This window comes from Pseudarthrobacter woesei, from assembly GCF_055412745.1.
In genome coordinates, this window is sequence record NZ_JBVAYU010000012.1 from 39077 (window position 1) to 50586 (window position 11510).

An 11510-nucleotide genomic window follows, 5' to 3' on the forward strand; every position below is an offset into this window, starting at 1 on the left:
GCCCAACGCCAAGGCGGTCGCATCCACTGCTGCCCTGCCGACGACCGCGTGCAGGAGGAAGCGTCGACGGCGCTGGCCATGTCCTGGGGCAGACGATGCGGTTCGTCGTGGTTCCGCAGGCGATGAAGATCATCATTCCGCCCACCGGCAACGAGGTGATCTCAATGCTCAAGACCACCTCCCTGGTGGCCGCGATTCCGTTGAGCATCGACCTTTACGGAGTGTCCCGCGGTATATCCGCGGTGACGTTCACCCCGGTGCCGCTGCTGATTGTGGCGTCCCTCTGGTACCTGCTTTTCACCTCCGTCCTGATGGTAGGACAGCACTTCATCGAAAAGCGGTTCTCGCGCGGAACCGGGCGGGTCAAGACGGGCAAGGGAACGGCGACGCCGTAACCGGCACCGACGGCGGCTTCCGGCAAGGCCGCCCCACCGATCAGCACAGATTTTGGAGCAAAAGGATGACGGACGCGCCGATGGTGCTTGCGGAGCAGGTCTCCAAGAATTTCGGCACCAACAAGGTGCTGCGCGGGATCAGCCTTGAGGTCGATCACGGCGAGGTGCTCTGCATTGTGGGCCCCAGCGGTTCGGGCAAGTCGACGTTCGTGCGGTGCATCAACCACCTGGAACGGGTTCACGGCGGCCGGCTTTCGGTCGACGGACAGCTCGTTGGATACCGCCAAAAGGGAGACAAGCTCTAGGAAATCAAGCTCAAGGAAGCAGCCTTCCAGCGCCTGGAAATCGGGATGGTGTTCCAGCGGTTCAACCTGTTTCCGCATCTGACCGCTGTGGAGATCATCACCTTGGCCCCCATACAGGTGAAGGGTATTTCCAAGGCCAAAGCCACCGCCCGGGCCATGGAACTGCTGGAGCGTGTGGGGCTGGGCGACGAGGGGGACGCTTATCCGGCGCACCTGTTGGACGGGCAGTAGCGGCGTGTGGCCATCGCCCGTGCCCTGGCCATGGAGCCGAAGCTGATGCTCTTTGATGAGCCGACGAGTGTCATGGACCCGGCGCTGGTGGGCGAGGTGCTCGACGTTATGAAGGAACTGGCCAAGAGCGGGATGACCATGATCGTGGTGACCCATGAGATGGGTTCGCCCGTGAAGTGGCGGACACGCTGGTGTTCATGGACGAAGGCGTGGTGGTGGAGGCCGGACGGCCCCGGGAAATCCTGAGCAATCCGCAGCACGAGCGGACCATGGCGTTCCTTTCAAAGGTTCTCTGACGCCCTTTGAAGTGGGCCTTGTGGCGCTGCCCCGACAGCTCGGGTCAGCGGGCGGTGAAATCAGGCTGAAGAAAGTCGTGGACCCGGACCCTGCGTTGCCTCAGTGCAACTTCTGCGAATTGCCAAAGAATTGCTCCAGTGGGGGCATGGATGATCATGTCATGACGGAGGGGCATTTGCAGAAGCGCCCGGCCATCTAGCTCCCGCCACCGGGGGACACCTGGGGCAACGAGTCTGCTAAGGGGAATTGGGTGTATGGAAGCCACCTCCGTTGGGCTTCGTCTTGGTTGTTGGATGCCTGAAACGGCCACGACGACGGGTGTAACAACGTAGCCGCTTGTAGTTGAAAAGTCGTCCAGAAGCCCTAGAACATCCGAAGCGGAGGCTTTGAGCCCCGTTTCTTCGGCCAGCTCCCGAAGCGCCGCTTCGACGGCGGTCTCGCCGGCGTCGATGCGGCCGCCCGGAAGCGCCCATTGCCCCGGATTCGTGAACCACGGCGTCCGCTTAATGATCAGCACGAACGGGATTAGGTGCCTTGGCTTTTCGAACAGGGTGATTGCTACGGCGGCCCGCCGGATGCCCAACTGATCAGAAATCTCATGCCTGTTCCAATGCGCCAAACTACTCGCGATCAGTGGACGTAGCTCCTGGAGAGTAGGAAGTGGCGAATTCATGTCACGATTTGGCATGGTCGCGCCCTCGAGAGTTGGGTCGAAGTGTGCTGCTCCGAACAAAGAAATCGACAGTTCATGCCTCCATGATGTGCCATATCTCAGCTACCAGCGGCAGTGATCTACGACGAGCCCTGCCCACCGCGGGTCATTCGCGGTCACTGCGGACAGCCGACAGCAGCGGAATGAGTCCAGGGTCGCCTGGCAGCGCGGGCTCGAGAGTGGCGCCGCGCACCTTCGCTGATCCAGGGCAGACGCCGTCATCATCCCCGAGCCTCAAGAGGACATACGGTCCGCGCCACCGTTAGCGTTATCTGGTTTCGACTTGAGGTCGCCGGCCAACCAACCCATTCGCGGGAAATGCAGTCGGGATTCAATGCCATCGGCGCGCCCGCGGCACAGTATTCGGAATGGAACTGCAGTGCTTCGTGGCCCTTGGATTCCTCGATGGTCGGGTTTTCACCCTGCACGCCGATAATCATCGCTGGTCTACGGTGAGATTTCAGGAGCAATCCACGGCTGCGACGAGTGTGTGGACGTCGGCTCCGTCCGACGCATCGCCAAAGTCGATCCGTCCGACGCATCGCCAAAGTCGATCGCCCTCTTCATCGCCGAGTGGTGCGGCGTTAGGGAGACCAAGAACTAGCCTTCTCACGAATGCCGCCCGCGTGCACTTGCACGGGACGGCATTCGTCGTGGCCTCGTATCAGCCCCCGGGGCACGGCTGGCCGCTGCTATCTTTGGTGCGCCAGCGCCTGGGACAAGTCGGTTTCGTTACAGAGAAAGCCGACAAGACTGGACCCAGTCCCTTCCCTTCGTGGAGAACGGTCAAAGCACCAAGACATGCTCCGGCCGCCGAGTTGGAAAAGCCGTCCCACGCCGTCCGCCTGCCCGCCGGCGATGCAAGTGCACTATGGGATGCGCATCGACAGAGGCGTTCCCTCACGCTGTTTCCTTGCCTGATGTGCAGATTCACAATGCCGCCGGCTGAAATGGTTGTCTCGATCCAGTGCCTGCGTCGCGCGGTCCTGAGACGATTGTGTAAATCATTGATCAAGCCCGAAGGACAACTAATTATGAGCAACGGTGCTGTGCCGGAACCCGATCCCACCAAGTTCACAGGAGCCGACGCAGTGTTCCTGCAGGACTTCGCCATCCTGAGCACTTTTGGTGCTACGCCTGGCGGGGGAGTGGAGCGGCAGGCGGGTTCACCCGCAGACGGCGAACAGCGAGCCTGGCTGACCGGCATCCTTCGGGAGAAGGGGTTCGACGTATCCTTCGACCAGGTCGGCAACCAGTTCGGCCTGCTGGAGCTGAGTCCCGGTGCACCGTACGTGCTGGTTGGCTCCCACCTTGATTCCCAGCCAACGGCCGGGCGGTATGACGGCGCCTACGGTGTGCTCGCCGCCGCCCACGCAGCGTTCAGCCTCGCCGCTGAATGGCGCGCCGATGAGACAACTCCCCGGTACAACCTGGCCGTCGTGAATTGGTTCAATGAGGAAGGTGCTCGCTTCAAACCGTCGATGATGGGCAGCTCCGTCTACACCGGAAAGATGACGCCCGAGGCCGTTCTGGCCACCATGGACCCGATGGGCATCACCGTCCGAGAGGCCTTGGAAGCAACCACCGCACTGGGCGAGGGCATCGGACCTACCGCCGTCTACGCCGCTGAAATTCACATCCAACAGGGCCGCAGCATGGAACGCGACGGCATCACCATCGGCGTCGTCGACTCCAACTGGGCGGCCAACAAGTACCAGTTCGAAGTTCACGGCGACCAGGGACACACCGGCTCGACAGTCATTGCAGACCGGCGCGATGCCCTCCTCGGAGCGTCAATGCTCGTCGTCGCCGCGAGGGAGATCGCGGACCACTTTCCCGACGGCGCCGTCCACACGTCAGTCGGCCAGCTCAACGTCTACCCCAACTCGCCCGTCGTGGTTCCATCCCTGGTCACCTTGCTCCTCGACCTAAGGTCCGCCGAGGAGGACCTCCTCGCCGAGGCGGACCGGATGCTGCACGAGCGCATCGAACAGATCGAACTGGCCGCCCGGGTGGAGATCAGCAAGACCGGATCCCATAGCTGGCCGGTCACTCCGTACCAGCCGGAGGGGGTTGCCTTGTCCGAGAAGGCCGCCGCCAACCGCGGCCTTCGGTACGCGCGGGTCAAGACGCTGGCCGGACACGACTCCACCAACCTGAAGGACATGGTTCCCACGGTTATGCTCTTTGTTCCGTCGGTGGAGGGCACCTCCCACAACGAGCACGAGTACACCACCGACCAGGACATCGTCAGCGGTCTGCACGTGTTAACTGACATCGTCCGGAGCCTCTGCCTCGGGGAGCTCGACCCTCGTTAGCCAGCACACAATATGGAAGGGCGCCCGGCCAATGGCCGGGCGCCCTTCCATATCTCTGCGAGATGTCACGTAATCTCGGTCACACCGCACCAATCGGCGATGAACAGGGCGATAGTCTTGGTGACCTTGCGCACCGACTCGATATGCACCCGCTCATCGAAACCGTGGATGGCGTCGGACACCGGCCCGTAGACTAGCGCGGGGATCCCCGCGTACAGGGCGAAGACGCGGCCGTCCAGGTACCCCGGCGTCGTGAAGCTCTGCAACGCCCCCCCGAAGACGTCCTGGTGCGCAGAGGCCAGGACAGCCTCGGCATCCGATCCCTCCTCCAGAACGTAGCCCTCGGAAAAGAAGCCCGTCCGCTCAGCCGACACTGCTGCCCCGGCCCCGGTGGTCCGGAGGCACTCCTGAATCTCGTCCCAGGCATTAGCGGCCGGGATCCCGGGATACAGTGCCGCACGGACGTCGAACTCACACCAGGACGGGACGCTTGAGGGCCAGTCGCCGCCGGAAATCATGCCGATATTGACGTTGATTGGATGGTCCACGTCCGCGAAGTACCGGTGGTTGCCCTTTTCGGTGTTCCACTTAGCTTCCAGCTCCCGAAGAGCTGCCATCACCGTGTAGGCGGCGTCAATCGCGTTGAACCCGGAGGCCATTTCTCGCACGTGGGTTGGCCTGCCGGAAACGCGCACGCGGAACCAGATGACCCCCACGTTCGCGCGTACCAGCATGTTCTCTTCCGGCTCGGGAATGACGACGGCGTCTGCCGTGTATCCGCGCTGAAGCGCGGCGAGTGACCCGTTGCCGGTGCACTCCTCCTCCACCACTGATTGGAAGTGGATGGTCGACGCCGGGGCGAACCCGGCGGCCCGAAGAGCATCGAATGCGAAGAGGTTGGCTGCGAGGCCGGCCTTCATGTCTCCGACCCCCCGACCGTACATCCAGCCGTCCTTCACCTCTGCGTCCCAGGGGCTGCGCTCCCACATCTCCTCGGGCCCGGTGGGAACAACATCGATGTGCCCGTTCAGGATGAGGGAACGGCCCCTTTCCTCCGGGGGAGTGTAGGTGCCCACTACGTTGGTGAGGTCCTCGAAGGCAACCGTGCAGGGACCGTAACCCACGTGCGCGGAAAGGGCTTCGCCGTCGAGCGTCCAGCGGTCCATGACAAGGCCGCGGGACTGGAGCTCAGCAAACATGAGGTCCTGGGCGCTGGACTCGGCGGCCCTCAGAGAGGGATGCCGGACCAGCTCCGCCGTGAACTCAAGCTGGCGGTCGAAAGCTGCATCAACGCTGTCGGTAATCCGGTGCGCTGTGTCTGGATTCAGCATGGCGTCCCTTACCGTACGATCGCTTTGTCTTTGAGACGGAGACGCTCGCCGAAGAATCCGCCGGCAGCGGTGATCAGCGACACCACAATCAGCAGCAGGGCAGCAGTCCAGGAGGCTCCATCGGAAACACCCAGCAGGGCGACGGCGATCAGCGGCAGGAATCCGCTCAGGGCGCCGGCAAGGTTGTATCCGAGAGCGACACCGCTGTAGCGCAGCTGCGGCGGGAACAGTTCGGTCAGCAGGGCTCCGGTGACCGAGTAGGCCACGGAAAGCAGTGCAATTCCGAGAGTGACGGCGAGGATGATGGCTGCTGGGTTGCGGGTGTCGATCATCCAGAAAAGCGGGAAAGCTGCGGCCGCGGTCACCATGCCGCCGATTAAGGTCATCCGTCCCGGTCCAACCTTCTCGCTGATACGGCCGATGACCAGGATCACTCCGATCTGCACGACGGCGGCAATCAAGGTTGCGTTGACCATGAGTCCACGGTCCATGCGGAGGGTGGTGGTGCCGTAGCTGATGACGAAGGTGGTCATGATGTAGAACCCGCCGACGCCGAGGAAAGCGGCCGCGATAGCCACGATCAGCCGGCCCCAGGCCTGACGGAAAACATCAACCGCCGGAATCTTTGCACGTTCCTCCAGCTTGACCAGTTCGTTGAAGATCGGCGATTCCTCAACTTTCAACCGGATGTACAGCGCGACGAGCAGCAGCGGGAACGCTGCCAGGAACGGCAGGCGCCAGCCCCACGAATCAAAGACCTCGGCGGGCATGAGCAGCACCAGCGCAAAAGCGCCGGAGGACATCAGCGTGCCGACCGGGGAACCGACCTGCACGAGGGCGGCATACCGCCCGCGTTTCTCAAGGGGCGCATGTTCCACCGCGATGGTCATGGCGCCGCCCCACTCACCTCCGACCGCAAGGCCCTGTACCAGGCGCAGGATGGCAAGCATGATGGGTGCTGCGAGGCCGATGCTGCCGAAATCGGGCAGGAAGCCGATAAGGCCAGTTGCCACGCCGATCGCCACGATGGTGATCAGCAGGGCGGGGCGGCGCCCCACCCGGTCACCGATGTAGCCGAACAAAACGGCGCCGAGCGGACGGGCTGCGAAGCCGACGCCGAATGTGGCAAAGGCTGCCAACGTTGCAGCCGTCGGGTCCAGCGATGTGAAGAAGAGTCGGTTGAACACGATCGCTGCGGCGGTGCCGAAGAGGAAATAGTCGTACCATTCGAGGGCAGTGCCTACGAAGGCCGCGCGGGCGATTGTGCCCGCGTCGGCTCCGCTGACAGAGGGTACGGTGACTTCCTCTGCCTGTGGTGTCTCATTTGGTTTCATGGTCAGTCTTTCTGCTTCTCAGGGTGGGCCGGTGATTGGCCGGGTGTGGAGGTGTTCTGTAGTTCGTCGATGTAGTCGTGACCGAAAATGCAGGCGCCGTCGAGCATGGTCGCCAGCACGGTGATGAGGCTGATCTCGTCGGGCGGCACGTCTGCGGGGTGGGCCGAGAGGAACACGAAATCGGCGAGCTTTCCCGGTTCCAGCGTTCCCCGCCGGTCTTCCTCGCCTGCGATCCACGCGGCGTCTACCGTGTAGGCGCGCAGGGCCGTGTTGGCGTCGACCACCTCCTGCGGGCTCAGCGTTGCTCCGCCGGAAGTGCGACGCGTCACCATGGACTGCATGCCCAGTAGCGGCGCCCCGGACGCTACGGGCCGGTCCGAGCTGCCGGGGACCCGCACTCCGGAGTCCAGGAAGGACTTGTGGCGGTATAGCCAGGGTTCCCGCTCTGCTCCGACGGCGCGTGCCATCGTATCGCCCACCTCGTACAGGAAGTGCGGCTGCGGAACCGGTGTGATTCCCAGCGCTGCGAACCGGGGGAGCTGGTCCGGCCGGACCATGCCGGCGTGTTCGATGCGGTGCCGGGCGTCGGATCGCGCTAGTTTCTGTTGCGCGGCCTCAAAGGCGTCCAGCGCGACGTCGACGGCGGAGTCCCCGATGGCGTGCGCCGCCACGTTCCATCCCGAGCAGTGTGCGTCGATAATCCGCTGTGTCAGTTCCTCAGCGGAGCGCTGGAAGCTGCCGGTGCCATGGTCGTGGTCGCAGAACGGCTCGGTTACGGCTGCAGTGCGGCCGATCAGGGAACCGTCGATGAAGATTTTCATCGCGCCGAGGCGGATATGGTCGTCGCCGAAGCCCGAAGCGATGCCGAGGTCCAGGCCGAAGGTGATCCCATCCGCGGGATTGGACTGGAGCGGGTGCAGAGCATCGCTGGCCGCCATCAGCTGCACCCGGGTTTTCAGGAGGCCGCGGCGTCGTGCTTCAACATACGCGGCCAGTTCCACGGCGCTGCGGCCGATCCAGCCCGACCCGATGCCGGCCTCCACGACATGCGTCAGGCCCTCGGAAGCGTAGACTTCGCTCGCTGCGCCAATGGCGTCCGCGAGGCCTGCCATCGGGTAGGGCACAACCAGCGCAGAAACCAGTTTCTGAGCCTGCTCCTCAAGCAATCCGGTGGGTCCCTCGGAATCCTGCACCACTCTGCCGCCTTCGGGCACGACCGCCGAGCCGTCCAGAACGCCCGTGCGATCAAGCACCACAGTGTTTACGGCGCACATGTGCCCTGACCGATGCTTGACCCATACCGGACGACCGGGCGCGGACCGGTCGAGGCCCCTCCGGTGCGGATGACCGCCCATGACCGTGTCGTCATAACCGGAGCCCACCACCCACGCGTCTTCGGGAAGATCGAGCGCAAACCGGGAGACCGCCTCGTACACTTCATCCAGGGTCCGGCAGTCGGCCAGATCGAGTTCAGTCAGGGACTGCCCAAACCACGCCATGTGGTTGTGCGCATCCCCAAAGCCGGGGACGACTACGGTGCCACCGCAATCGAGCGTACGCTGCGCCGGGAGGTGAAGGACGTCGTCGTTGAATCCGACGATCCGCCCGTGAAGTACCCCCATAGCGTGCGCTGCGGGTGCGGCATCCGCCATGGTGAAGATGGCGGCGTTGACAAGTTTCAGATCGAGCATGGTCCTCGAGGATGTCCTTCCGGGTATAGAAGCGCAGGCTGCACAGAGCCGGCTCATCCAATGGTGGTCTGGATCACTCGCGTAGACAATGGATATATACAGTGCAGTCCGGCTCTAGAATGGGCATATGCCCAGCGAAGCGTCCGCGGACGCCCCACACGTGTCCCGGGGGCCGACTTCCCGGTCGGTGGTGTCGGATTTGGTGGCCGACTGCCTCGCCGACATCGATCGGATCGCGCACGAGTACCTTCTTGAGGTGCAGAAGATCGACGATTACGCGGGCTCCGCAGTGGTCGCCCAGGATCTGGAGGAGACAGCCGTAGCGTCGATGGAACTATTGCTGCGGCTAGTGGGCAACCTACCAATTCCTGACCGGCTCGCGGGGATGTCCGAAGCACTAGGACACCGCCGCGCGCAACAGGGCCTGCCCCTTGAATCTCTTCTGCGCGCAGTGCGCATGGACTTCCGAGTCCTCTGGACCGCAATGCTGGAGAAAGTTCCACAATCGTCCTTGCCGGACCTGACCAAGGGTGCGGTGCGTGTCTGGGAAGCGGTGGAGTTCCACACCATCCGAGTGCATGCAGGCTACCTCGATGAGCTTGCCACCATGGCACAGGAAAAAGAGACGCAGCGTGCGTTCCTTCTGTCGCGACTCCTCAACTCGGACGGCAAAGATCCGCAGTTGCTGGGACAGGCCGCCCGCGCGCTCGGCGTGGCGTCGGAAAGCGACTTCATAGTTGCCGTTGCCGCAGAACACGCTCAGAAGGCATTCCGGGCAGAGGTGGTTCGCGCCGGAGTTGAACAGTTTCTGCACGAGCGCGAAGGCGTGCTGGTGCTTATTCTTGAGGACATTCCTGCCCGGGCGGGGCGCGAGCCGGAGGGGGCACGTCCCTGGCTGGCCCCGCTGGACTGCTTTGTGGCGCCTCCCGCCAGGTCATTGGCCGACGTGCCCCGGATGCTTCGGATCGCTCTGGAATCATTGCCGGTCGTGACGCCCCACCGTCTAGGTCAGCGGACGGTGCGTGATGCGTGGGGGCACGTCGCCGTTACTCGGCTTGGAGAATACGGAACCGTTTTGGCGGACACCGTGCTGGGCCCGCTCGCAACGATCTCCGCTCATGAGAGGGACCGGCTCATCGAAACTGTCCAGGCGTACCTTCGGTCCGGGTCGGTGTCAGAGACTGCCGGGCAATTGTACTGCCACCGAAACACGGTGTTGAACCGGCTTGCCCGATTCGGGCAACTCACCAGCTTCGATCCCGCCAATCCCCAGGACGCCGCTGCGGTGATTGCCGCTCTTCACGTCCATCTCCCGCTCGGGGAGTAGGATCCGCTCCGCAACTCTTCGAAGAGCTTCCACGGCACCGCCGCCCACACGCTAACGGTGAGACGACTGGCTTGGCCACGACGGACATACGGAGATCGCTCTAAAGCTGCTTAGGCAATTCAGACCCTACACTCGACCGCCTGGTGTCAGTGCTTCGAAGACCCCTCTCGAATTGATATTCGCCGGACCGATAACGGATCTTCGTTACATAGGTTGACCGCATCATGGCTATCAGCATGGTTACAGGTAGCCCAAAGTCGCCACGCAACGCAAGGCACGAATGACAAACCCCCGGCGTCTTTTGTTAAGGGTTCCTGCCCAAACTGACCGGCACTAGTTGTCGCCACTATGCCTTTCCTATCGCCGGAGCAGGTCCTCCACCTGTTCTCCGATGAACACACTCTCACGATCCATCCAATAACGGCGCAGCACGTTGACGCCCACGCAGGTGTCCATGGTCTGGATTCCTGGCAGGGCGCCGATATCTCGGATGATGAATTCTGCCAGTTCATCGGGCCCCCTGAAGAGTCCGTGAAACACAACGGGCGCCTTGCCTGTGACCATGGAGATCATGCGCGCGGAGTCGTGGGTGGCGAGCCGGTCCAGCACCGTTCCAATCAACTTGGGCTTGACCTGCAGCGAGATTACGGCACTCAGTGGAAAACCCACGGCGCTGGGTTCCACTTCGACACGCGGGGAAATAGCCCCCGTAGCCAGGAGCATTTGGATGGCGCGGTAGGCCGATGAACTGCTGACATCAAGGGTTCTGGCCACCTCGGCAGCTGAAGCTCGGGCGTTGCGTCCTAGCTCGAACATCGTCCCGAACTCGACGTCGGTCAACTCCTCCATAAAGCGCAGGGCTGGCTGGTTCACGGGGACAATGTGCGCAGCCAACGCCTCGGTCTGTGCCCGCGACAGCCGCCCCAGGCGCCAGGACTGGCCCACGCGGCGGGAATCGAGAACCAAACGACTCTCTACCGACTTGATACCAGGCAGGGACGGAATGCGGTTACTGATCAGATCATTGACATCGGAGCCGCGCAAGGGAAACAGATCCGCATAGACGTCGCAGGTCCCCGACGTGGTCATCACGAACTGGATCTCCGAGAAGGCTTTGAGTTGCTCCGCCACCTGGGCAGCCTGGCCTGGAAGGCAGCGCACCCAGAGCTGCTGCGGGTTGCCGGAGAGGATCAAGGGCCACGCGAAGCGGCCGATCACCTTCATCAGGCGCTCGTTCTGGAGCCGGTTGAGCCGGCGGGTGATGGTGCTGGTAGGGACCCCCAGAATCTCGCCAAGACTGTTCGCAGGGACCCGAGGGGCCACCTGTAGGGCAGCGACAATGTCCAAGTCCGTTTCATCCATGAAAGAAATGTCGGCCTCCACCCGTCGTTATCCCACCTCGCAGTATGTCCAGACTACCCTTCCCGCACACCGCTAGACGAGGAAAAAACCGTTTAAGAGCAAAATTATGAATGATTTACCCACAGACTCTTGTCTGCAAGCATGATCTGCCCTAGGTTTGGAAATTGAGAGCTGCATCACTTGCCGGGAAGTTGTTTCCTCGGCACG

At 62.8% G+C, this 11510-nt stretch carries 8 protein-coding genes and 1 pseudogene; 4 read left to right on the forward strand and 5 right to left on the reverse strand.

Annotated features, from left to right (window positions below; translation table 11 throughout):
* Positions 1-95 precede the first annotated feature (95 nt).
* Together ACZYZE_RS15545 and ACZYZE_RS15550 are read left to right on the forward strand one after the other, a co-directional pair.
* Positions 96-395 (forward strand): ABC transporter permease family protein, encoded by a 300-nt coding sequence (locus tag ACZYZE_RS15545; RefSeq protein ID WP_463908679.1) that lies wholly within the window; start codon positions 96-98, stop codon positions 393-395.
* A gap of 65 nt (positions 396-460) precedes the next feature.
* Positions 461-1227 (forward strand): annotated as a pseudogene (locus ACZYZE_RS15550) (amino acid ABC transporter ATP-binding protein).
* A gap of 44 nt (positions 1228-1271) precedes the next feature.
* Here the strand turns inward: ACZYZE_RS15550 and ACZYZE_RS15555 are convergent.
* Positions 1272-1901 (reverse strand): NUDIX hydrolase, encoded by a 630-nt coding sequence (locus ACZYZE_RS15555; RefSeq protein WP_463908681.1) that lies wholly within the window; start codon positions 1899-1901, stop codon positions 1272-1274.
* A 1073-nt stretch (positions 1902-2974) separates the two neighbouring features.
* Here ACZYZE_RS15555 and ACZYZE_RS15560 point away from each other — a divergent pair.
* Complete coding sequence (locus ACZYZE_RS15560; protein WP_463908682.1) at positions 2975-4258, forward strand: M20 family metallo-hydrolase; 1284 nt, start codon at positions 2975-2977, stop codon at positions 4256-4258.
* 65 nt (positions 4259-4323) lie between these two features.
* Here ACZYZE_RS15560 and ACZYZE_RS15565 read toward each other — a convergent pair whose 3' ends face one another.
* Genes ACZYZE_RS15565 through ACZYZE_RS15575 form a run of 3 tightly spaced genes read right to left on the reverse strand, consistent with a single transcriptional unit; the run spans position 4324 to position 8614 of the window.
* Positions 4324-5589, reverse strand: coding sequence for an ArgE/DapE family deacylase (locus ACZYZE_RS15565; protein ID WP_463908684.1), 1266 nt, complete (start codon positions 5587-5589; stop codon positions 4324-4326).
* Positions 5590-5597: 8 nt separating this feature from the next.
* Positions 5598-6923, reverse strand: a complete 1326-nt coding sequence (locus tag ACZYZE_RS15570; RefSeq protein WP_463908686.1) for an MFS transporter — start codon at positions 6921-6923, stop codon at positions 5598-5600.
* A gap of 2 nt (positions 6924-6925) precedes the next feature.
* Positions 6926-8614: an amidohydrolase gene (locus ACZYZE_RS15575; RefSeq protein ID WP_463908688.1), complete on the reverse strand. Its 1689-nt coding sequence runs from the start codon at positions 8612-8614 to the stop codon at positions 6926-6928.
* Positions 8615-8741: 127 nt separating this feature from the next.
* On the opposite strand from ACZYZE_RS15575, the gene ACZYZE_RS15580 reads away from it, so the two are divergent.
* Positions 8742-9941 (forward strand): PucR family transcriptional regulator, encoded by a 1200-nt coding sequence (locus ACZYZE_RS15580; protein WP_463908690.1) that lies wholly within the window; start codon positions 8742-8744, stop codon positions 9939-9941.
* Between the two features lie 357 nt (positions 9942-10298).
* Here ACZYZE_RS15580 and ACZYZE_RS15585 read toward each other — a convergent pair whose 3' ends face one another.
* Positions 10299-11303: an Lrp/AsnC family transcriptional regulator gene (locus tag ACZYZE_RS15585; RefSeq protein WP_463908692.1), complete on the reverse strand. Its 1005-nt coding sequence runs from the start codon at positions 11301-11303 to the stop codon at positions 10299-10301.
* Positions 11304-11510: the final 207 nt, after the last annotated feature.